Below are 19,315 nucleotides of genomic sequence, written 5' to 3' on the forward strand. Positions count from 1 at the left end.
TGCCATCCAATGTCATTATGTCCACAGTCTCCGTTGTGGACACAGAATCCCTCGATGCGCCGTCAATGAACAGGTGCAGGGATTTGCGCGCTTACATCTGGACAGCCTATGCGTTAGCTGATCAATTCCGCCTTATGTCAGATTCCTTGATTCTCATTACTAATGACGGCACGCAGCTCAATGCTAAGGTTGAGATGCGCCAGCACAGTCTCATCTTGCATAGCCGCAGCGGCAGAGACCGCAATCGCGACTATCGAACGGCGCTGGAATTACTGATGTCCCGCTTAGATAACTCTCAGATAGCCTACCGCGTTTACCTTGATAGCCGCCCGGTGCAAGACGTCGATCTAGCAGCAAGGGAGCTTCAGTTTGATCCACTGTCGCCGGTGACCGCTCGGTTCGATCAACTCGTGCGGGCGATGAATAAGGGCAGCTCCAGTCACGGCGCTTGGCGGCGGCTTTTAATTGAAACCAACAGCCCAACAGCTGCTAGGTTGCGTGAGGTTATCGGGGGTAAGCCTGCGGCGCTCCGCCTGCCTGCCAGTGAACTCAGAAAGGTCACGAGGACGCATATCCATAGTGCTGTCCAAAGACTGCTTGATGGCGACGACGCTCCGAACTTCGAGCAATCTCGAGACTACGATGCGTGGACGGCTGTTGGCGTTCCACTTGCGCCCAAGAAGGTGTTCGGTTTGGCTCTTGAGGAAGCGCTTGGAATGGAGATTCTGCCAATGCATTTCAGCGCGGGGTGGGGCCAGATTTGCTTCGAACTCCTTGAAGACGCCGGACTCTGGATCGCGCCCAAAAATAAAGGTATTGCGCGCCCGAAGCCCAGCCAGACGGACATGGCATCAACCTTGGCCGATTTTGTACCGACTGAAGAGGAGCTGAGTTGGATTGAAGGCAATCCGAAGATTGTATCCCACTTGAAGCGCGAACGTCATCCGGGCCTAGCGAAAGAAAAGCGGGCGGATTTCATCAAGAATAACAAGCGGCTCTTTTGCGAGAACTGTAAGCTTGACCCGATAGAGCGGTACGGGGAGGAAGCAGGCACGGCATGTATCGAGGTTCACCATCATCGAACGCATGTGGCGAACATGCAGCCAGGGCACAAAACCAAGATGGAAGATTTGAAATGCTTATGCGCTAGCTGCCATAGAGTATTGCACCGCAAACTCGCCCTCGGTCTGGTGGTATAGAGGCAGGGCTATATCTTTGAGCCATCTTCGGGCTCGGCATCCAGCACCGTGTAGGTAACTCCCCCGGAGGCAGCCTCCCGTTTCTTGGCCAGCTCTCCTAAGACCGTGCGGGCAAACATGGAGCCTGCCCCCAGCACGATCCAAAGAGGCACCCCCACGGCTGTCCCCAGAGCGGCTATCCCAGCACCTTGGCCGCCAAACAAGGCTATACCCGCCGCCGCGCCGCCAAGCCCCCAACGCTGCGACGAGGTTCTTTCGTCCCACCCAAGCCTCTTCATCTCTTTGCCTATTATCGAGACGAGGGGCCAAATGACCTTGCTCTTTGCGGTGATGGCAATAGCTTCCTTGGCCTTAAGGAGCTTCGGCATATCCCTTTCGCGCAACTCCAATAAGGCGATGAGCCATCCTCGCAGTGCCTCGCCTTGGGCGCCGGTTGCCATTGAGGCCACCCTCACGGCGACCTGAGAATTACGCCCTTCGATTTCGCCCATTTGCCACCCCGTTTCTCGCGCAAATACGGTTGGGGGTCATTCAGCGGCGGTAATGCCCCACGGAGGGGTTCTTGAAAAGGTATCAGTACCACGTGCGGTCTTAAGAGAGAGCAGCCGTTCGGTCTCGGCAATTTCGCTGACAATCTCGGTCTCAGCAACAACCGACTCCAAGATTACCGGCACCTTCGATAAAAGTGGCGCGAAGGGCTCGTAGGCTCGCTTGGCGGCAAATGACATAGCAAAGTGTCTGCCCTGACTGTTAACTTCACTAAGGTGGATCTGTGCCAGACGATCCTTGAATTCTTCGATTATCGAGAGACCCTCTGTCATTGAAGAATCTACTTGACGTGCGTGCGCGATGTCAAAACACAACTTTGCTTCAGGTAGATGTCTGAAAAAGTCGCGTAGTTCTGCAGCAGTTCGTCCAACGCCTTTTCGCGAATCCATGTTCTCTAAGCAGAGACGTGCTCCAAGCTCAATCCACAAGACGATATCTTGGATAGTGTCGGGATGCACGATGATATTTATGCCCATTTCAGCGATGAATTTGAGTTCTTTGACAAGGGCTCGCTCATCGGAGAAGTTGGTCGGCGCGTGAAAGCTTATGTACTTGTATCGCTGCCTAAGCGCGGGCAACATTGACGGCAGTGCCTTCAAGAGAACAGGCAGTTCAACTGCCCGAAGCGCTGACAATTCAATCGCGTTGGCTGCCGTCGGCGCAAGCAGTTGCATAGCCCTTGCGAAGTCATCTTTAGCTATGGCGCCAGTCGAAAAACCGATGATTGCCATTAGAAAACTCCATATTTTTTCACGAGTTTGGTAATTTGCTCGTCGGATTCAAAGAGGAGTGCCGTTAGGGCTTCATCGAATTTTGTTGCGATACCACGAGCGTGCATAAAAACGTCGTCTTCGTACGCGTCTTCAGGGGATAGTCCCTCCAGGTGCATACGCTGGGTTTTGTCGTCGAGTATTCCTAGGAAAGCATCATAATTGTCAAATACAGCTGGCGCGAGTGACGGAGCATAAGTCAGTATAATCTTGGCTATAGACTCAAGCGGTGGTCGTTGTGCCCACTCTTTCAGGTGAGTTACCAGCTTTTGAACCACAAAATCATCTTGGGTATCCTCGTTGTCTCGCAAAGCCCATGATATGCACATGAATAGCCCAGAAACGAAAATGAGCTTTCGAGACATCCGCAGCTTTATATTTCGAAGCGCCCACTTCTCACCCGCTCGCGCTCGGTATTTATTCGCATAGTCAACCGCAATCGTCCGCCAGAAGCGAACGACGTCATTCAACAGAAAGCGAGGTATTCGGTCATTGCGGCGATTGCCAGCTATGAAACTGGCATCCTCATCTACGTACCTGCCTAATATCGCGTTTAGAATGCGGCTTTGCACCTCTTTGCTCGATGAAGTCTCAATAGCAGTAGACTCCAGAAGCAACAGGAGCCGCCTTGTCATGTTCTTGTTAGTATCGTCGTCACCACCAATCGCGTGCACCAGCTCGTGGCTAAAAACCAGTCCGCCAAATACTTCCGTTGGCCCCGGAACTTTAAATTGGGCATCTTTAAGCTTTTGTTTGAGCTCATGTACGATACCTAAATGACCGGAAGCGGCGCGGCCATCGATAAGAACCGTCCAATCCAAGTCGCTGTCTGCGGTGTACTCGCGACGAGCCAACGAACCAAACACAATAAAGGCTCCTTCGTCGGTAGGCAGAAGACCCTCAACGAGCTTCGAAAGCTCCATTGCCTTCGAGACGCTCAACGCATCCGCTCTTGCTATATTGGTCCAGCGACTAGGATCTGTGCCTCGTAGAGTGTTAAGCGCGCTTGTCTGCATTTCTCGCCCTATCGGTTCTTGATACTCTTCCAGCGAATTCTACCCCTAAGGCAGAATTTTGTCTTTTGTTGAGGAACACAAACGGCTCTCCCGAGCCTGAAAATTGCTGTCGGGAAAAGCAGGTTTGATTTGCCTTCTCCCTATATGACGTTGTCACAAGCCTACGGCAACTGTGTCATCCAGTTTAGGCAGCACTACGGCCTCAATACATAGCCTCGCCTGCTCAAGAAGAGGGCCGCCCGAATAGACGCCAAAGGTCATGCCTTGCCGCTTGTGTCCAACTACCACGGCGATAGTACTTTCGGGCTGTCCAGCCTGCTCTGCCTTGGTGATGAACCAGCGTCGGAAGCTGTGGAAGTTCACGAGACCTCTCCGCTTCCCTTCTCGCTTTTCGTCCACCTTGCAAAGGCGCCGGTAGTCGGTAAACTCGTTGGAAGTCTTGAAAGACCGCTCCCGCAACGAATCTGATTTCCTGACGCCGGGCCACTCGGGGAAGATGTCATCCTCCGGTTTCTTGTCCTTCTTTCGGCGTTCAATGATTTCGTTCAGTTCGGAATGGATCGGGCATAATCGCGGCCCCGGCTCTTTCTTCTGTGGCTTGAAGACGAAGACGCCATCATCTCGGCAGTCTTTGACCTTGAGGCACACGATGGCATCAAGGCGGGCACCCGTCAGCGCCGCAATTCGCATTAAGTCGTGCATGTGGGGCTCAGCGCCACCAAGAAGGAGCGCCTTCATCTCATCATCCGAAAAGGGGCGTTCTTTTTGGTCTGTGGTCTGTTGGGGCTCCTTTAGCCGGCGCCCTTTCCAGACATTTGTCTCCACCTCATGACGATTTTCCAGCCACGTCCAGTAAACCGAGAGGCGACTTACATACTTGTTCAGGGTAACAGGCGTTAGATGATCGGTCATTGTCGGCAGCTCATCACAGAAGCGGACTGCTTCCTTCTTCGTTATTGCCTGCAGGTAGGGCGCAATGCCCTTATTCTTGCACCACTCCTTGAGAAGCCTCATGGCCCGCTTGTCGTCGGCTTGGGTACGGGGCTTTACGTGCGAGGTATCGAGGAATCGCTGGTGATGTTGATCGATAGGCGTCCTGTCTCCACGCGCTAAGTGAACGAACTCCGTTGCGGTGGTCAAACGATGAGGATCATAGGTCTCATTGCCAAATTCATCGAAGTCCTTGGGGCGACCGGCAAGCTTTTCAGCAATTATGCTAATCTCCTCGTCTACTTGATCCCGTTCTTCGACATCAAATGCTGCCTTTCTACGGTCGGCTAGTAGGGCGGCTTCAAGCATGGCCTTCTCTCGCGCCTGCTTTCGGGCGGTTTCCATCGAGAGTGACGGGTTTTCAGCTTGGGCGATGTTGGCCTTAAGCTCGGCGATGACGTCCCACTTCAGGCGATTCGCATTTCGCAAGCTATCCGTTCCGAGAGGCCTCTTGAGTTTCGTGCCGAGCTTCGAGTGCAGCCGTTTTGGGACGTTGATTACAACGCGCCACTGGCTACCGTGGATCTCCAAATATTTTCTATCCGACGATGATGGAAGCGGCACGAAACGACCTCTGAGTACCCAGGAAAGTACCCAAAGCTAGTCCCATCAGGCATTGAAAATCAATAAGAAATTGAAATTCCTTGGGACTTTTTGTGGCGAGGTTGTATCCCGCTTAGCTCCACCAAAATTTCTTAAAGATTTTCGGGCTTAATTCTGTCGTGGATTGGTCATGCGCTGAGTACAAATGGGAAGGTACACCCCACCAAAGGTGTCCCGTTGAGCGATTTTCATACTTTTTCCGACCAAGGATCACACCTGGCCGGTAAAACAGAATAACGAAACGCTCGTAGCATTACGGCCAGAAAGATTTTGTTAACCTTTCATTCAGCGATTCTAGGCTATATATACAGGCCATGAGATTTCAGGCGGACAAAGAGAAAATTATCGAAGCACTTCTCTATATCGTGTCCCGATATGGTGAAGTGGGCCGTTTTCATGCTCTCAAAACCCTATATTTCGCTGATCGCGAACATCTCCGCCGGTATGGCAGGCCAGTGACAGGGGATCAGTACATTGCAATGGAAAACGGTCCTGTTCCATCTTACGCGTACTACGCGCTGAAACAGCAGTTACCGGAGCCCGAGCGCGATGTAGTTGCTAGCGCTCTTTCTCCCGTTTCAAATTCGTATCATCCAGCCTACCGTAAGCATCGCGATCCGGATCTCTCATACTTCAGCAAAACCGATATCAAGTGTCTTGAATGGGCTTTTGATCACTGCCGAAATCGATCTTTTGGTGACATCTCTGATGAGACCCACGAGCATAAAGCTTGGAAGAACGCGCCATTGAACGGCGACATGAAGGCATCAGAAATGCTGGACGGTGTTGATCGAAGTATTGTCGAGGAAGCGGAGATGTTCGCATCCTATGGCGTCCTGTAAGCTTGGTCACATCTATATCGTTGACACTGTCCTTACGAAGCCACCAAAAGAAAAGTTTGCGCTATGCGTATGCGTGGCGGAAGGCTATTTTATTTGGATCAATACAAACGCTGCTCCCCATGGTCTTGATCAGCTCGAGATTTCCGCCGGCTGCCACGAGTTGATAAAGCATGACAGTCACATCGACCTATCCAGATTAGTCAAACATCCTGACTGGGAGCTGGATTCTGCCAAGGAATTTCCGTGTATCTCCGTGGCGATGTGTAAAGAAATCATTGCTCGTATTGACGATGGGCTAGACTTGCTTCCACCGCGCCATGCTGAAATCATTAAAGCAAATCTCAATTCCCTCCTTGGATAGTGGAGCTTGACGCGGCCCGTCTCAAACACGTGAAGCCGTCTCCGATAAATCCCAAGACCTTGAATCGGCCCCCCTTGGCCTAGAATCGCAGCCACGCTGTGTGTGCATCCTCGCCCGCTCGCGCCGCCGTCTCCTCACACGCCCGGGCACCCGTCCTACGCCTATTAGCGTAATTGAATTCCTGCCCCCCACGATGAACACTGTTCCCCGAACATTGGGGACTTCGAGTTGGCGTGGTTTTTTTTCGCCCTGACGACAGCGTTCAGTATCGTCCTTGTCGTGTACAATCTGCTTGTGCGCGGGCGTTACTTCCATTTTTCCTTCCTGGCGGCGGCGATATTTGTCGTTTTTGTCACCCCGCAAATGCCAGGCATCATCAACAGCCGGTTTATTGGTGAGGACGCGGTCGTAAAAACGCTGTTCTTCTCAATTCTCTGTCTGGCGATGTGCGTCATCGGCTGGGGCTGGGGGATGCGTGGCCAGAGCATACGCGACCTCAGGTTCAGCGAAAGCCGCTTGCTTGCTGGCGCTGCGGTCTTGTCGCTCTCCGGCGCCTATTTCTTCTACCAGTTCGATCATCTGCCTGACGAGGAGCGCCTGAGGGGGATCCTGACGGGTGCTGCCGTCTCCTATCTTTTCTTTGCCAAGTTGCTGGCCTACGGATTTGCCATTGCGGTCCTCTGTTATGCGCGAAGGCCATCGTATCTGGCGCTTTCGATCATACTGTTCGACACGATGTTTTATTTGGAACGCATCGTGATCGCCGGACGACGGGGAGATGCGGCTGAATTCTGCCTGATCATCGGGCTTGCTTACTGGTTCCAGCGGCGTTGGGCCGTTCCGCGATATGCCGTTGTCGCCAGCCTCATGTTCGCCGTCATCGCGATGATCGGGGCCGGGCAATACCGGGACGCGACATTCAACAACGGAACGACCAACTGGTCGGCTGTTCTCGATATCGACCTCAAGGAAAACTGGAATCAGCTGATAGCCCAAGGCGGCGCGGAAATGACGAACGCGGTCACGGCTATCAACAATATCGATGAGCACAAGGGTTTCGACTATGGGATCGAGCACTGGAACTCGATCGTCTTTGCCTTTGTTCCGGCCCAGCTCGTGGGCACCCCGTTCAAGAAATCTCTTGCCATTCCCGTCCCGTCTGTATTCCAGCTCGGATATGAGACCTCGGTCGGATCGACATCGACAGGGATGACGGATGCCTTTGCATCCTTCTGGTATTTTGGCTGCGTCAAGTTCCTGATCATCGCCTGGATCATGGGCTGGATCTACGCTGCCGCCATGCGGGGCAACACGGCAATGCAGCTCGTCTACATGATGTCGGTGGTCCCTTCGATGCTGACCATCACCCATTTCACCAACGAGATCGTCATCGCTTGGATCCACCTCGCAGCGTTCATGTTCCCCGCGCTTTATTTCGCCCGGGTGCCTTCTCCACCCGACCCCGCCAACAGCCGAGTTCCTTATGATGATGAAACGCAAGACATTTTGGATCGTCCTGGCATTGATCGTGATCACGGTCTCGCTGGAGGTTAGTCTCCGCATTCTCGGCGTGGCAACCCCGCCGCTTTTTCAGGCCGATCCCGAGATCGGCTACATGATGGTACCGGAACAGAATATCGATCGCTTCGGGCGCCGCATCTATATCAACCGTTTCCATCAGCGCTCAGAGGAGCTTGCGGAAAAGCCGGCTCCCGGAACGGAGCGAGTCATGTTTCTGGGTGATTCCGTCACCTTCGGCATCGCCAATGTCGATCAGTCCCAGACCTACCCGGAAATCGTTGGCGCGACGCTTCGCAAATCCGGAAAAAGCATCGAAGTTGCCAATGCTTCGGCCGTTTCCTGGGGCATCGGCAACGAGCGCGCCTATATCGCCCGGTTCGGAACCTTCGGCAGCAAGTTCATCGTGCTCGAGATCGGATCAAGCGACCTGCTGCAGCCGTCCAGCACCGGGGCGACCATCGACGTCAACCCCGCTCAACCCTCGAAGCCGCCCGTGAGCGCGATCGGAGAAGTGTTCACACGGTTCCTCATTCCGCGTGTGAAGGACGCGCTGGGCTTTCCGGATCCCTTCGACAACGAACCGGTCTCGACCGAAGCTCGGGAGAAGCAGTTCAACGTCGACATGGATCATTTCAGGGGGCTCGTTGCCCTCGTGCGGGAGCAGGGCACGCAGCCGGTCGTGATGCTTGTGCCCGGCGAGGGAGAGCTGCTTCCCGAGGCGCAGCGGTTTACCCGCTATGAACCCTACCGCGCCCGCTTTCTCCAGATCGTGCAAAGCCTGTCTCTACCGATCATAAACCTTGCCCCCGAATGGGAGGCCAAGCCCGATATGCACGCCTATTTCAACGATGGCACGCATCTGACGGTACTCGGAAACCAAGTCGTCGCCGCCCGCATCGTCGAGGAACTCTCCAAGCTCGATAAGCCCGAACAACCCAAGAATCCATTGAGCGCGCAAAACCAGCAGTAAGGCTGAGGCGCCCCACGAGGCTGACGCAAGCGCGCCGGCCATGTCTGCATTGCGTCGCATGGGCTGGCGCGACGCCCGCGCGCCATGAATCATATTGGCCATCCAGGGGATCGCGGCTATTGACGCGAAATCATCCTGTCGGCAATCTCCACCGCGCTATTCAACTTTAAAAGTCTTGTACGGGTGCCTCTCCCAAGCATCCCTCATTCCCATAAGGTGACGTATGACGAACTCTAGCGGTTCGCGTTTTTACGCTTTTCTATCATGGCTGATCTGGCCTGGAATTTTTTGCGGCGGTCTCGTGGGTGCCTATTTCGCATTCCAGTCTCCCTCTCGGCTCTTCTGGTTCAACGTGGTCTATGTCTGCGTCGTTGCCACCATCGCACTCTTCGAACGCCTGATGCCCTATGAGAAGACCTGGCTGAAGAGAGACGGCGAAACCTTCAACGATATTGCCCATTCGCTCGTGAGCAAGGGCGGTGTCCAGATCGCCGCGGCGATCGGCACATCGTTTCCGATGGTTGTCGCGATCATTGCGCAGCCGGCCCTCGTCTCGCCATCCCACGTCTGGCCGGATCATTGGCCGCTTGCCCTCCAGGTCGTGCTGGGGCTGATCATTGCCGAACTCGGCCTTTACGCGGCCCACAGGCTTGCCCACGAGAACCTGTCGCTCTGGCGCTTCCATGCCCTGCATCACAGCGTCGAGCGTCTCTGGGTGATCAATACCGGCCGTTTTCACTTCATGGATTCGCTGATCAAGATCGCCTTCAGCCAGATCCCGCTCTATCTGCTCGGTGCGCCCTTGCCTGTTTTCCTCTGGATCGGCGCGGTGACCGCCTTTATCGGCCTGCTCACCCATTGCAATATCGAGGTGCGGACAGGACCGCTGGACTGGATCTTCAGCACGCCCCGGCTGCATCGCTGGCATCATTCCCGCCTGCTGTCCGAGGGCAACACCAATTATGGCGAGAACCTCGTTCTCTGGGATCAGCTTCTGGGAACCTATTATAATCCGCCCCGTCCTTCCTCGATCGATATCGGCATTACCGGTCGCGTGGCAAAGGGGTTCCTGGCACAGGTCGTGCAGCCTTTTTCGAAAAAGGGATACAAGCAGATCATCGGACGCAAGCCGAAGCAGTTGGATCAGCCGGCAGGCCACACAGCCATGAAGCTGCCTGAAGCGGATGTGTTGCCTAGGCTGGTGGCGTCTTCGGTGCGTGTCCAGCAGGATTGATCCGGAGGCGGCATGACGCCCTTGCCGCATTTTCGCTCTAGCCGTCGGCGTCCCCGGGCGGCTAGCATCGGTTTATCCCAAAACGCTCGCGATTGAAGCCAATGAAACGTCGCCGCAAAATCGTCAGGACCCGACGGACCGTCACGGGGCTGCTGCTAGTCGCCTCGATTTCGTTCATCGCCGGCATGACCGATGCCGTGGGCCTGATGCTGACCGGCAATTTCGTGTCCTTCATGACGGGCAATACCACACGCGCGGCAATCGCGATCGGCGAGGCCGATTTCGGTCACGCCGCTACGTTGCTAACGGCGATCTTTCTTTTCGTGGCAGGCAATGCGCTCGGCATCATCGTCGCCCACAAGACGGAGCGCCGCGCCTTTGCGGTCCTGTGCAGCGTCGGCATCCTGATCGGCATCGCGTCGATGCTGCCGGTGCCCGGCTTGCTCTTCCTGCAATTCTATCTCGTGGCGCTCGCCATGGGCATGATCAACGCGGCCGTCGAACATATAGAGGGCCTGCCGATCGGGCTTACCTATGTGACCGGGGCGCTGTCGCGCTTCGGCCGAGGCATCGGGCGTTTCCTGATGGGGGACCGGGATTTTGCCTGGCGGATCCAGATCGTGCCCTGGCTTGGCATGATATTGGGCGCAAGCCTCGGCGCGCTGCTCGTCGGCGCCGTGGGCACCCGGGCGCTCTGGGTCGTCTCCCTGCTGTGCCTATGCGCCGCCCTTGCAACGATATTTATCCCAAGGCCGCTGCGCCGCCGGTTCAACCAGAACCTCGCTTTGGCGCGGGCCGCCTCGCGGCAACAGGATTAGCCGTCCTTCGCATCGCACAAAAATCTGCTAGGAGGGATGTGACGCGACCGGAGGATTATATCGGTGTTTATACTCTCGAAGCTTGTCTGGATTTTCGGCCAACCTCTTTCCCTAGCCTTTTTCTTCTGTGTCCTTGGTTTTGTCGCCGGCCTGCTCCGCTGGAGAGGGGTGAGCCTCGTTTCCGTCTTCGTGTCGATCGCGATCCTGTTCGTCGCGCTTTTCACGTCCACCGGCGCCTTGATGGTGCAGAACCTCGAGGATCGCTTTCCCGGCCCTCAAGGCGATCCGGCCGATCTGAAATGCATGATCGTTCTGGGCGGCGGCTTCGACAGCGACGTCGACACCTATCGCGGCGGTTATAGTCTGAACGGCGCGGGAGACCGTTTTGTCGAGGCGATGCGCCTGGCGGAAAAATACCCACAGGCTCGTATTCTGGTGTCGGGAGGCGATGGCTCCATCACCCAGGAATATCTCGGCGATGCAGTTGTCTCGGAGCGGATGTTCTCAGCCTTCGGCATTCCCAGGGATCGCCTGGTAGAAGAGAAGGATTCGCGCACGACTTTCGAAAACGCGATCAACACCAAGCAGCTGCTCGATCGCAACGGCATGTCGAACTGCCTGCTGATCACCTCGGGCTTTCATATGCCGCGCTCCATCGGCATCTTCCGCAAGCTTGGCATCGAGGTCGTGCCATGGGTTGTCGACTACAACACGACCGGCAAGGAATATCTTCGCCTCGATTTCACCCAGCCCTCGCTGAACGTCCAGCTTCTCTCCACGGCCGTAAGGGAGTGGATCGGCATGGTGGCCTACTATGCCATCGGGCGTACCTCGGAGCTCTATCCCGGACCCTGAGGGCTCACCCCGAGATAGGGCGGGCGCTATTTCGTCGAGATCGTCACGAATTGCGTCCCCCGCACGCGCACGGTCATCAGGCAGGGATCGCCCTCGGTACGATTGCAGTATTTTGGGTGCATCTTCATGACCAGCACCATGTTGCCGAAGCGCTGGATGAAGTCGTAGCCGTAGATCCGTGCCGTTGCGATGAGCAGGTAGCCGCCGTCCTCGACGCGGATATAGAAATTGTAGGTGCATCCCTCGTCGGTGCAGTCAGGGCCCTTTTCACCCTTGCAGGTGATCTCGCCCTCGTTGATGACCACGTCCATCAGCTTGTCGTTGTTGATGTCCTGGTCGGTGGAGAAGTGATCGCCGAAGCTTGCCTGGCCTTCGCAGCGCTTCGTGAAGTGCTCCTTCTCAAAGGCGACGGGGTCTTGCACGAGCGATTGCTGCGCCACGGCCACGACGGGCATGATGACAAGGGCGAGTACATTCAGGATGATAACGGCGAGCAGTCTCACGGGGGCACCTCTTCCATCGGCAGACCGCTCCGCAAATCGGTCAGCGATCGGTGCTCATCATAGTGCCTGCCTGCTTGCGCGGCCCTTGCCGACGTGATCCATTCCGGCAAATATCCTCGCCGACCTGTCCCCGGAGTGCTTCATGTCGCTTCTTGCTTTTCTTGACTACGCCGGCGTTGCCGTTTTCGCCGCGACCGGTGCCCTGTCGGCGTCGCGCAAGGAACTCGACCTCATCGGTTTCCTCTTCCTCGCCGCCGTGACCGGTATCGGTGGCGGCACGCTGCGCGATCTGGTGTTGGGTCGCGTACCGGTCTTCTGGGTTCTTAATCCGACCTATATCCTCGTTTGCGTGGTCGCAGGCGTGATCGTGTTTTTCACGGCGCATCTGTTTGAATCACGCTACCGCCTGCTGATCTGGCTCGATGCGATCGGGCTCTCGGCCTATTGCGTGATGGGCGCTGCAAAGGGCCTTGCGGCCACAGGCTCGCCGACGATCGCCATCGTGACGGGCGCGCTGACGGCGACCTTCGGCGGCATATTGCGCGATCTGCTTGCGAATGAACCTTCGGTCCTGCTGCGGCCCGAGATCTATGTGACGGCGGCTCTTGTCGGTGCTTGCGTTTTCGTTGCGGCAAACGCGACGTTCCTGCCGCTTTATGGCAGCTCGGCGCTCGGCGTCGCTGCCGCCTTTGCCGTTCGTGGCGGCGCGCTATGGTTCGGCTGGACTTTCCCCAGCTACAAGGCGCGGCCCGGCAGGCATCCAGACGACGTCATGTAACGCCTGGGGATCTCAAGCAGGGCAGGCTATCTCAATATGGGAAAGCGGGGCTCAGCGCTTGCGGCGCAGGCGAATGACAACATCGACATGGGCGATTTCCATGCCCGTTGGCGGCTCTGGCAGATTGTCGATGGTCAGGTTGTTGAGGGGGATATCCAGCACCTCGTTGTGGCCTTCCACGAAGAAGTGATGATGATCCGAGACGTTGGTATCGAAGTAGGTCTTGGCACTTTCGACGGCGAGAACCCGGATAAGGCCCGCCTCGGTGAACTGGTGCAGCGTATTATAGACGGTGGCGAGTGAAACAGGCACGCCGGCGGCAACAGCCTCCTCGTGCAATTCCTCGACGGTCAGATGCCGGTCACCCTTCGCAAAGAGCAGATCGCCGAGCGCGACACGCTGTCGGGTCGGCCTCAGGCCGGCGCTACGCAGCCTGGTCTCTATCGCGATATTGGCTTCAGCCGCCATTCGGAAGCTCCGGATTTCTGACTTCGATACAATTATTCATTTAGCCATATAACTTTTACGCCAACGGCTTTCAATAGCGGCAGTGAGGACAGGGCGCGGTAAAGTACCGCAAAATCGGGGTTTTGGCGCTTTTACTACTGGCAGCGGCCTTGGCCTTACTGTATGCGACCACCACATATTGGTGATGCGTGTCCAGTCGGTCGGTCAAATGGAGTAGCCTGTGCTTAGACTTCATTTTCTGTCGATCTTGCACTAAAGCTTCACTTGTCCATCGGCGTTCAGCGGGGGAAATGGAATTTTATGACGACAAAACCATCGAGCTTCAACTACGAGGAAATCCTGAGCTGCGGTCGCGGCGAGTTGTTTGGTCCGGGAAATGCCCAGTTGCCGCTCCCGCCGATGCTGATGTTCAATCGCATCACGCAGGTTTCTGAAGATGGTGGGCCGCATGGCAAGGGCTTTATCCGCGCCGAATTCGATATCACGCCCGATCTGTGGTTCTTCCCTTGCCATTTCCTCGGCGATCCCGTCATGCCCGGCTGCCTCGGCCTCGACGCCATGTGGCAGTTGACCGGCTTCTTCCTCGGTTGGCTTGGCGAACCCGGCAAGGGCCGCGCTATCTCGACCGGCGAGGTGAAATTCACCGGCATGGTCACGCCGAAGACGAAGCTTGTCGAATACGGCATCGACTTCAAGCGCGTGATGCGCGGCCGTCTCGTTCTCGGCATTGCCGATGGCTGGATGAAGGCCGATGGTGAGGAAATCTACAAGGCGAGCGACCTTCGCGTCGGTCTTTTCCAGGAAAAGGCAGCCTGATCGCTGCCGGACGACCGGATCGTCCGGCGCTTTAAAAGACGATAACCAAGGAAAAGGTTAAACAAAATGAGACGGGTAGTTGTCACAGGTCTGGGCGTTGTCTCCTCGATCGGGAACGATGCCGCCGAAGTCACCGCCTCGCTGCGCGAAGCCAAGTCCGGCATTTCTTTTTCCTCCGACTTTGCGGAACACGGGTTCAAGTGCCAGGTCTGGGGCAGTCCCAAGCTTGGTTCTGCGGAGCTGGCCGAGCTGGTTGACCGGCGCGCCATGCGCTTCCTGTCACAGGGCGGCGCCTGGAACCACGTCGCCATGAAGCAGGCGCTCGCCGATTCCGGTCTTGAGGAAAAGGACTACAGCGCAAACGAGCGCACCGGCATCATTATGGGCTCCGGCGGTCCCTCGACCCGTACCCTGATCGAGGCGGCCGAGATTACCATCAAGAACAGCAGCCCGAAGCGTATCGGCCCCTTCGCCGTGCCGAAGGCCATGTCGTCGACGGCGTCGGCGACGCTTGCCACCTGGTTTAAGATCCACGGCGTGAACTATTCGATCTCGTCTGCCTGCTCGACCTCGGCGCACTGCATCGGCAATGCTGCTGAAATGATCCAGTGGGGCAAGCAGGACATCATGTTCGCTGGCGGCCACGAGGATCTCGACTGGACCATGTCGAACCTCTTCGACGCCATGGGCGCCATGTCCTCCAAGTACAATTCGACGCCGGATACCGCGTCGCGTGCCTATGACGTGGACCGCGATGGTTTCGTGATCGCAGGCGGCGCTGGCGTTCTCGTTCTGGAAGAACTGGAGCATGCCAAGGCACGCGGCGCCAAGATCTATGCCGAAATCGTCGGTTATGGCGCAACGTCCGACGGTTACGACATGGTCGCTCCCTCGGGCGAGGGCGCCATTCGTTGCATGCGCCAGGCGCTTGCAACTGTTAAGACCGATATCGACTACATCAATACGCACGGAACCTCGACGCCCGTTGGCGACAGCAAGGAGATCGGTGCCATCAGAGAAGTCTTCGCAGAAAAGATCCCGCATATTCAGTCGACCAAGTCGCTGACGGGCCATTCGCTGGGGGCAGCGGGTGTTCAGGAATCGATCTACTCGATCTTGATGATGCAGGAGCGCTTCATTGGCGAAAGCGCTCATATCGTCAATCTCGATCCAGAGTTCGAAGGCGTTCCGATCGTGCGCAAGCGCATCGACAACGCAAAGATGGACACCGTTCTTTCCAACTCCTTCGGCTTCGGCGGCACCAACGCCACGCTCGTTTTCCAGCGCTATAACGGATAAACCAATGACGGGAATAATGCAGGGTAAGCGCGGCCTCATCATGGGCGTCGCAAACAATCATTCCATAGCCTGGGGCATTTCAAAGGCGCTCGCAGCTGAGGGCGCGGAACTCGCTTTCACCTATCAGGGCGAAGCACTCGGCAAGCGGGTGAAGCCGCTCGCAGCCGAAGTCGGTTCGGATTTTCTTCTTCCTTGCGATGTCGAGGACATCGCATCCGTCGATACCGTCATCGAGGAATTGCGGACGCGCTGGGGCAAGATCGATTTCATGGTCCACGCGATCGGCTTTTCCGACAAGAACGAGCTGAAGGGCCTCTACGCCAACACGACGCGCGAGAATTTCACGCGTACCATGGTCATTTCCTGCTTCTCCTTTACCGAGATCGCCAAGCGGGCGGCCAGCCTCATGGAAGACGGCGGCAGCATGCTGACGCTGACCTACAATGGCTCGTCGCGCGTCATCCCGAACTACAACGTGATGGGTGTGGCCAAGGCGGCGCTGGAAGCGTCCGTACGCTATCTGGCGGCCGATTACGGTCCGCGCGGCATTCGCGTCAATGCGATCTCCGCAGGCCCGATCCGCACGCTCGCAGGCGCCGGCATTTCCGATGCACGCGCGATCCTGTCGTGGAACCAGCGCAATGCACCGCTGCGCAAGACGGTCACCATCGACCATGTCGGCAGCTCGGCGCTTTACCTGCTTTCGGACTTTTCGGCTGGTGTGACCGGTGAAATCCACCATGTCGATGCAGGCTATAACATCACCTCCATGCCGACGCTCGAAGCGTTGACAAAGGCGGATGTAGAGTAAGGCCCCTGGCCTAAAAAACAAAAAGGCTTAAAATACAACTGACGCGGATCGACCTCATTCAATCCGCGTCAGTCTCCCCAAGAACCGGAATGGTCCGCCGCTGGAGCAGGCCGTCATGGCCTTACCAGCTTAATCCGGCTTTGCGTTCTCGTAGTCCAGGTGGCCTTTCAGCATCGCAAGGCTGATGGCATGTAGTCTGCTATGTGCGCCCAGTTTTTCCCCCGCAGCCGAAAGCACGCTTTCAACCTCGGATTCGCGCAAATCCAGCGCCAGGCCGATCTCGGCAAGCGTTTGCCCTTCCGCAATCATGAGCAGACACGTTTTTTCGCAGGGTGAGAGATACGGCGCGGACACGGCCGATCCACCCACCTCGATTATCACCGACATGGACGTTTCTTTGTATGAGAGGATCAATGGAGGAACTGGCTGGAGTGGACTAGGCCCACATCCCTCGTGTGTCGCCGAAAAGGCGTTTGGCATTCCCTATTTCGTGAGGCGCCAAATATATTAGTCTTCGCCGATTGTCTTTAACGGCAGGCGCCAAAATCTTAACCTTTGGCGCGAAAGCGCAAATTTAAGTATGAATAACGAGCAGGAATTGCAAAAATCTCAACAATTTTGCGACCCTTGTCAAGGCCGCTGCCGCAAGAGTTCGTCCTTAGGCTCAACTTCCGTCGCCTCATTGGTGCCGTTTCGAAGATTCTTGGGCGATACGCCGAACCAACGATGCACGGAGCGGGTAAAGGCACTCGGCGCCGAATATCCGAGGCGATAGCAGATGGCCGAGATCGAAAGGTCGCTTTGCGTCAGCAATGTCAGGCTGAGGTGCCGCCGTTCTTCGTCGCGGACGTCGTTCAGCGTCATGCCGACATCCGCGAGCCGCCGTTGAAACGTCCGCTCCGATAATCCGAAATAGGTCGCGATCACGCTCAGCGCCAGCACCGGCTCGCCGATCCGTTTGCGGATATATCGACGAACCTGCTCGAGGAACTCCTCGTCCATCGCCTCGTCCGAGGCGAGGGTGCGGCACTGCATATCCATCAGCTTGAACAGGTTCTCGTCGCCATTGGCATTCGCTTTGTCGAGGATGCGATTGGGAAAGCGTATGCTGTTGAGGCGCATGTTGAAACTGACGTGCCGCGAGAGCCGCTCGCGGAAAATGGCCGGATTTTTCGGCCTAGGACGTTCGAGGCCGATCGTGACGGCGTCCGCATCGTCGCCGAGCATGCGCCTGAAATGGCGCATGTGCAGAGCGATCATCATGTCCACATACTGGTCGCGCTTGACGATCAGCGGCGAAAAGCTCCAGGAGACCACCGCCTCCGCATCGTTGAATTCCAGCCTGCAATAACTCGTCTGCGAGACGTAGGGCATGTGATCGCTGAAGAATTGGACCAGATGACGAACCGTAGGCGCAGCCATGACGCCATATCCGTAAGCGCCGCTGGAGCCGAGGACGAAGATCGGAGCGCTTTTCAGCCCGAAGGCCTCGTCATTGGTCAGTAGCGTGCAGGCTTCCAGAAGGCGGCAGAGCCGATCGAGGCTGAGACGGGCCGTCAGGCTTTGCAGGTCGATGGGATCGATATCCAGAGCCTTGCAGATGGGCTCGATATCGATTCCATAGGACAAGGCATGCCGCGCGATGGCCGAACCAACGCCGGCGACCGCCGTAAGCTCATCACTCACCGTTTGATTAGACATTTAATCTCTGGCGCCAAGTGTAAAGCATTCGTCGCCGGAAGATAAATGTAGTTCCTTCCTCTTGTCGAGCGGATTTTCTCTGAGGATAGCCGCTGAGGAGAGGCATCTGCCGTGCCGGGCGGCCTACTTGCGCGCCCAGAGCACCTTGTAGCGGGCGTTCCGGCAGGTCTCGCCGCTCTCCTTGAAATGCGCCAAAAGCACGGGTTCATAGGGCAGGCCGCGATTGGCCACCAGCATGAGCCGGCCGCCGCCACGCAGGGCCGCCGCTGCCGTCTTGATCATCGCCTGACCAAGCGAGGGTTCCGCCGCGTGGCCCTCGTGGAAGGGCGGATTCATGATGATGAGATCGTACTTGTCCTTGACCGGCTCGGCCGCCAGATCGTGCCAGAAGAAGCGCACGGCGATATCGGGGCAGTTCTCCGCCATGTTCGCCTTGGCGGCTTCCAGGGCTGCGTGGCTGGCCTCATAAAGGTCGAGACGCCCGAGGCGCGGCGAGCGTGTCGCCAGCTCAACGGAGAGATATCCCCAGGCTGCGCCGAAATCGGCAGCGTCGCCGGTAAAATCCGTCGGCAGGCGCGATGCCAGCAGTTCGGAGCCGGCATCGATGCGGTCGTGCGAAAACATTCCGGCCGATGCCGTAAACCGATCCTCGACGCGTACCGCCGACTTGCGAAGCGCGGAGAGCAGGGCGGAAGCATCGGCAGGACGGCTGAACCAGAAGGCGACGCCGTGATATTTCGGCATGTGCTCGATATCGGCGCCCAGGCTCTCCACGCGCTTGCGCAGCGGCTGTATGCCGTCTTCCTTGCCGCCCGCGACGACGATCAGGCCGCCTGCCTTAACGCGGGCGACCGCCTCGGCGATATGCCCCTCGTTCTCGCCCTTGTGCTTGGTGCAGAGCACCAGCGCGCCATCGAAATCCTCGCCTTCGATTTCCGGTGTCGCGTTGATGCGCTGCGCCTGCAACTGCCGATAGAGCGGCCGGAAATCTTGGACCGCCGAAAGGCTTGCTGTAAAGCCGTTGGGCAGGGCAAAGCCCGTTTCGGCACCGAGAAAGAGGATGCGCTCGCCCTCGCCGGGCGTGGCGACCGTGCCGGATGCGAAGGGATGGAGGAGGGTTTTCAATGCGTCGCGGCTCATGGGCGGATTCCCTAAGGCAATTCCAGCAAAAGTGTAGCACGGTTTTGCGTCCGGAATTGCGTCAAATCAAG

20 protein-coding genes and 1 pseudogene are annotated in these 19,315 nt (G+C 56.8%); 12 read left to right on the forward strand and 9 right to left on the reverse strand.

The genetic code is table 11. The features are described from left to right. A pseudogene (locus EV561_RS29360) lies at nt 1-1,199 on the forward strand (hypothetical protein); the annotation flags it as partial. A gap of 8 nt (nt 1,200-1,207) precedes the next feature. Here the strand turns inward: EV561_RS29360 and EV561_RS29365 are convergent. The 4 genes from EV561_RS29365 to EV561_RS29380 all read right to left on the reverse strand — a co-directional run bounded on the left by EV561_RS29365 (nt 1,208) and on the right by EV561_RS29380 (nt 5,088). Next, a complete protein-coding gene (locus EV561_RS29365; RefSeq protein ID WP_132527155.1) occupies nt 1,208-1,690 on the reverse strand; it encodes a hypothetical protein in 483 nt (160 codons plus the stop codon). A gap of 36 nt (nt 1,691-1,726) precedes the next feature. Next, nucleotides 1,727-2,479: a hypothetical protein gene (locus EV561_RS29370; protein WP_132527158.1), complete on the reverse strand. Its 753-nt coding sequence runs from the start codon at nt 2,477-2,479 to the stop codon at nt 1,727-1,729. Continuing rightward, nucleotides 2,479-3,459, reverse strand: coding sequence for a nucleotidyltransferase domain-containing protein (locus tag EV561_RS29375; protein ID WP_132527159.1), 981 nt, complete (start codon nt 3,457-3,459; stop codon nt 2,479-2,481). Before EV561_RS29375 ends, EV561_RS29370 begins: the two co-directional genes overlap by 1 nt. A gap of 228 nt (nt 3,460-3,687) precedes the next feature. Beyond that, on the reverse strand, nt 3,688-5,088 hold the full coding sequence (locus EV561_RS29380; RefSeq protein WP_132527161.1) for a tyrosine-type recombinase/integrase: 1,401 nt from the start codon (nt 5,086-5,088) through the stop codon (nt 3,688-3,690). 353 nt (nt 5,089-5,441) lie between these two features. Here EV561_RS29380 and EV561_RS29385 point away from each other — a divergent pair, with 353 nt between their 5' ends. From EV561_RS29385 to EV561_RS29410, 7 genes are all read left to right on the forward strand, one after another. Then, nucleotides 5,442-5,969 (forward strand): Panacea domain-containing protein, encoded by a 528-nt coding sequence (locus tag EV561_RS29385; RefSeq protein WP_132527163.1) that lies wholly within the window; start codon nt 5,442-5,444, stop codon nt 5,967-5,969. 73 nt (nt 5,970-6,042) lie between these two features. After that, nucleotides 6,043-6,330, forward strand: coding sequence for a hypothetical protein (locus tag EV561_RS37660; protein WP_207910613.1), 288 nt, complete (start codon nt 6,043-6,045; stop codon nt 6,328-6,330). Nucleotides 6,331-6,558: 228 nt separating this feature from the next. Next, entirely contained in the window at nt 6,559-7,884 is a 1,326-nt protein-coding gene (locus EV561_RS29390; protein ID WP_132527165.1) for a hypothetical protein, read from the forward strand. Continuing rightward, nucleotides 7,814-8,821 carry an SGNH/GDSL hydrolase family protein gene (locus EV561_RS29395; RefSeq protein ID WP_132527167.1) on the forward strand — a complete coding sequence of 336 codons (1,008 nt, stop codon included), beginning with the start codon at nt 7,814-7,816 and terminating at the stop codon, nt 8,819-8,821. Before EV561_RS29390 ends, EV561_RS29395 begins: the two co-directional genes overlap by 71 nt. Before the next feature lie 223 nt (nt 8,822-9,044). Continuing rightward, nucleotides 9,045-10,055 (forward strand): sterol desaturase family protein, encoded by a 1,011-nt coding sequence (locus tag EV561_RS29400; protein ID WP_132527169.1) that lies wholly within the window; start codon nt 9,045-9,047, stop codon nt 10,053-10,055. A gap of 101 nt (nt 10,056-10,156) precedes the next feature. Next, complete coding sequence (locus tag EV561_RS29405; RefSeq protein ID WP_132527171.1) at nt 10,157-10,873, forward strand: YoaK family protein; 717 nt, start codon at nt 10,157-10,159, stop codon at nt 10,871-10,873. Nucleotides 10,874-10,936: 63 nt separating this feature from the next. Then, entirely contained in the window at nt 10,937-11,728 is a 792-nt protein-coding gene (locus EV561_RS29410) for a YdcF family protein (protein ID WP_132527173.1), read from the forward strand. A 26-nt stretch (nt 11,729-11,754) separates the two neighbouring features. Here EV561_RS29410 and EV561_RS29415 read toward each other — a convergent pair whose 3' ends face one another. Next, the gene (locus tag EV561_RS29415; protein WP_132527175.1) at nt 11,755-12,231 is read right to left on the reverse strand and encodes a hypothetical protein; all 477 of its coding nucleotides are present in this window, start codon (nt 12,229-12,231) and stop codon (nt 11,755-11,757) included. A 142-nt stretch (nt 12,232-12,373) separates the two neighbouring features. Here EV561_RS29415 and EV561_RS29420 point away from each other — a divergent pair, with 142 nt between their 5' ends. Further along, nucleotides 12,374-13,009, forward strand: coding sequence for a trimeric intracellular cation channel family protein (locus tag EV561_RS29420; protein WP_132527177.1), 636 nt, complete (start codon nt 12,374-12,376; stop codon nt 13,007-13,009). A gap of 51 nt (nt 13,010-13,060) precedes the next feature. On the opposite strand, the gene irrA is transcribed toward EV561_RS29420, so the two are convergent. Continuing rightward, nucleotides 13,061-13,477, reverse strand: coding sequence for an iron response transcriptional regulator IrrA (irrA, locus tag EV561_RS29425; RefSeq protein ID WP_132527179.1), 417 nt, complete (start codon nt 13,475-13,477; stop codon nt 13,061-13,063). 300 nt (nt 13,478-13,777) lie between these two features. Here irrA and fabA point away from each other — a divergent pair, with 300 nt between their 5' ends. The 3 genes from fabA to fabI all read left to right on the forward strand — a co-directional run bounded on the left by fabA (nt 13,778) and on the right by fabI (nt 16,403). Then, nucleotides 13,778-14,293, forward strand: a complete 516-nt coding sequence (fabA, locus tag EV561_RS29430) for a 3-hydroxyacyl-[acyl-carrier-protein] dehydratase FabA (protein ID WP_132527181.1) — start codon at nt 13,778-13,780, stop codon at nt 14,291-14,293. 66 nt (nt 14,294-14,359) lie between these two features. Then, nucleotides 14,360-15,592 carry a beta-ketoacyl-ACP synthase I gene (gene fabB, locus EV561_RS29435; RefSeq protein WP_132527183.1) on the forward strand — a complete coding sequence of 411 codons (1,233 nt, stop codon included), beginning with the start codon at nt 14,360-14,362 and terminating at the stop codon, nt 15,590-15,592. Nucleotides 15,593-15,596: 4 nt separating this feature from the next. Then, nucleotides 15,597-16,403, forward strand: coding sequence for an enoyl-ACP reductase FabI (gene fabI, locus EV561_RS29440; protein WP_132527185.1), 807 nt, complete (start codon nt 15,597-15,599; stop codon nt 16,401-16,403). Nucleotides 16,404-16,532: 129 nt separating this feature from the next. Here fabI and EV561_RS29445 read toward each other — a convergent pair whose 3' ends face one another. The 3 genes from EV561_RS29445 to EV561_RS29455 form a co-directional block, all read right to left on the reverse strand. After that, nucleotides 16,533-16,790 (reverse strand): helix-turn-helix transcriptional regulator, encoded by a 258-nt coding sequence (locus tag EV561_RS29445; protein WP_165927954.1) that lies wholly within the window; start codon nt 16,788-16,790, stop codon nt 16,533-16,535. A gap of 243 nt (nt 16,791-17,033) precedes the next feature. Continuing rightward, nucleotides 17,034-18,104: an AraC family transcriptional regulator gene (locus EV561_RS29450; RefSeq protein ID WP_132527189.1), complete on the reverse strand. Its 1,071-nt coding sequence runs from the start codon at nt 18,102-18,104 to the stop codon at nt 17,034-17,036. Nucleotides 18,105-18,227: 123 nt separating this feature from the next. After that, the gene (locus EV561_RS29455; RefSeq protein ID WP_132527191.1) at nt 18,228-19,244 is read right to left on the reverse strand and encodes a class I SAM-dependent methyltransferase; all 1,017 of its coding nucleotides are present in this window, start codon (nt 19,242-19,244) and stop codon (nt 18,228-18,230) included. Between the last annotated feature and the right edge of the window lie 71 nt (nt 19,245-19,315).

The sequence above is a fragment of the Rhizobium sp. BK376 genome (assembly GCF_004341625.1).
GTDB lineage: Bacteria > Pseudomonadota > Alphaproteobacteria > Rhizobiales > Rhizobiaceae > Rhizobium.

Coding starts and splice junctions, on each gene's coding strand:
- EV561_RS29365 (WP_132527155.1), bottom strand. CDS start 1,690: ATGGGCGAAATCGAAGGGCGTAATTCTCAGGTCGCCGTGAGGGTGGCC.
- EV561_RS29370 (WP_132527158.1), bottom strand. CDS start 2,479: ATGGCAATCATCGGTTTTTCGACTGGCGCCATAGCTAAAGATGACTTC.
- EV561_RS29385 (WP_132527163.1), top strand. CDS start 5,442: ATGAGATTTCAGGCGGACAAAGAGAAAATTATCGAAGCACTTCTCTAT.
- EV561_RS29395 (WP_132527167.1), top strand. CDS start 7,814: ATGATGATGAAACGCAAGACATTTTGGATCGTCCTGGCATTGATCGTG.
- EV561_RS29400 (WP_132527169.1), top strand. CDS start 9,045: ATGACGAACTCTAGCGGTTCGCGTTTTTACGCTTTTCTATCATGGCTG.
- EV561_RS29405 (WP_132527171.1), top strand. CDS start 10,157: ATGAAACGTCGCCGCAAAATCGTCAGGACCCGACGGACCGTCACGGGG.
- EV561_RS29420 (WP_132527177.1), top strand. CDS start 12,374: ATGTCGCTTCTTGCTTTTCTTGACTACGCCGGCGTTGCCGTTTTCGCC.
- irrA (WP_132527179.1), bottom strand. CDS start 13,477: ATGGCGGCTGAAGCCAATATCGCGATAGAGACCAGGCTGCGTAGCGCC.
- fabA (WP_132527181.1), top strand. CDS start 13,778: ATGACGACAAAACCATCGAGCTTCAACTACGAGGAAATCCTGAGCTGC.
- fabB (WP_132527183.1), top strand. CDS start 14,360: ATGAGACGGGTAGTTGTCACAGGTCTGGGCGTTGTCTCCTCGATCGGG.
- fabI (WP_132527185.1), top strand. CDS start 15,597: ATGACGGGAATAATGCAGGGTAAGCGCGGCCTCATCATGGGCGTCGCA.
- EV561_RS29445 (WP_165927954.1), bottom strand. CDS start 16,790: ATGTCGGTGATAATCGAGGTGGGTGGATCGGCCGTGTCCGCGCCGTAT.
- EV561_RS29450 (WP_132527189.1), bottom strand. CDS start 18,104: ATGTCTAATCAAACGGTGAGTGATGAGCTTACGGCGGTCGCCGGCGTT.
- EV561_RS29455 (WP_132527191.1), bottom strand. CDS start 19,244: ATGAGCCGCGACGCATTGAAAACCCTCCTCCATCCCTTCGCATCCGGC.